Here is a 1,742-nt window from a genome sequence, read left to right as displayed (position 1 = left end):
GGGCCCCCCCCCCCCGCCCCCCGCCCCCCCCCCCCCCCGCCGGCCGCGCGGGCCCCGCGCGGGTGGTGCGGGGGTGCTGCGGGGTCAGGACACGGCGTCGAGGGCGTTGACGACGCCCCGGCCGTAGAACCCGTTGCGGTCGGCCGGACCGGCGCAGGTGGCGGTGGAGGTCACCTCGCCGTTGGGGGTGACGCGGCGGTAGGTGAACTCCGCCGGCGTCGGGCAGGCCACGTCGTCGGCGGTGCCCAGCAGGAACGCCTCGGTCAGCTCGGGGTCCAGGGTGAGCGTGCCGGGGTGGGCGGGGTCGTTCTCGCCGTGCTCGCTGACCACGAGGGCGGCCACGCCCGCGGCGTGCGGGGCGGCCATGGAGGTGCCCTGCAGGTAGCGGTAGTAGGCGTCGCGGCCGTCGCGGGTGGTCTCGCGCAGGACGGAGGGGGTGGTGGGCTCGCCGTCGGCGTCGATCAGGCCCTGCGCGGCGAGCACGCCCGCCGGGTAGGTGGACAGCACCTGCGCGGCGGGGTTCGAGCGGCCGTTGGGGGTGTCGTACGCGTCGCCGCCGGGGGCGGCCACGTCGGCCTGCTCGGTGCCGTAGTTGGAGTAGTACGCCTTGCGGCCGGAGGGGCCGGTGGAGGTGACGGTCACGACGCCGTCGCTCTCGGCGGGCACGGACAGGCAGGTGGAGTTGTCGATGGTGCGCTCGCGCGCGCCGGCGGGGTTCCCCTGGGCGTCGAGCGGGTAGTTCGGGCTGGAGGTGTCCACGCCGGGCGCGCCGAGGTCGGTGGCGGCGTTGCCGGCGGCGCCGACGGGCAGGACGCCCTTGCTGCGCGCGTAGTCCAGGGCGCGCTGCACGGCGGTGACGGTGGTGCGCTGCGAGGCCTGCTCCTCGGGGGAGTCCGCCGGGTTCGCCCGGCAGTTGAACAGCCACGGGTCGACGTAGAAGCTCATGTTCACCACGTCGACGCCGGAGTCGCCGGCGAAGGTGAGGGCGTCGAGCACGGGCTGCAGGAAGAAGTACCCGGAGTCCTGCCCGGCGCGCAGGTTCACGAGGTTCACGCCGGGGGCGACGCCGGCGACGCCGAGGCCGTTGGCGGCGGCGGCGATGGTGCCGGCGACGTGGGTGCCGTGGCCGCCCTCGTCGACGTCGGCCGGGTCGAGGCAGCCCTCGACCTCGCAGGGCCCGTCGATCTCGGGCAGGTCGGTGGCGAAGTTCCGGCTGCCGGCGGCGTCGAAGTTCGGGGCGATGTCGGGGTGGGAGGCGTCGACCCCGGTGTCGATGACGCCGACGGTGACCTTCCGGCTGCCGGGCTGGACGGCGTGGGAACCCTCGGCGGTGGCGTCGATGGCCTGCATGTCCCACTGCAGGCCGGCCAGCGGCTCGGCGCCGGGCCGCCTGGCCGGGCGGGCCTTGAGCACGGTGTCACCGCCGGGGACGGTGGCGGTCAGGCGCTCCACGGCGCGGTCGGCGTCGCCGGCGCCGTCGGGCGAGGTGCCGATGCGGCTGTTGGCGGCGGCGCCGGCCAGGCCGGCGGTCCCGGCGACCCGGGTGGTGAAGTCCTCGGAACCGGCGCGCACGAGGGCGTACCCGACCTCGGCGTTGCTGGACAGGACGGTGCCGCCGGCGGTGGGGGGGGGGGGGGGGGGGGGGGGGGGGGGGGGGGGGGGGGGGGGGGGGGGGGGGGGGGGGGGGGGGGGGGGGGGGGGGGGGGGGGGGGGGGGGGGGGGGGGGGGGGGGGGGGGGGGGG

Annotated in this window: 1 protein-coding gene; it reads right to left on the bottom strand. The window is 78.2% G+C overall.

Annotated features, from left to right (window positions below):
- Positions 1–84: 84 nt before the first annotated feature.
- Positions 85–1,572, bottom strand: a complete 1,488-nt coding sequence (locus ACRYR7_RS25455) for a S8 family serine peptidase (RefSeq protein ID WP_432575180.1) — start codon at positions 1,570–1,572, stop codon at positions 85–87.
- Positions 1,573–1,742 lie beyond the last annotated feature (170 nt).

The organism is Kineococcus gurbantunggutensis, from assembly GCF_050871925.1.
In the GTDB taxonomy this organism is placed as follows: Bacteria; Actinomycetota; Actinomycetes; order Actinomycetales; family Kineococcaceae; genus Kineococcus.
The sequence above is the reverse complement of the archived record's forward strand: the minus strand, read 5'-3'. Positions and strand labels throughout refer to the sequence as shown.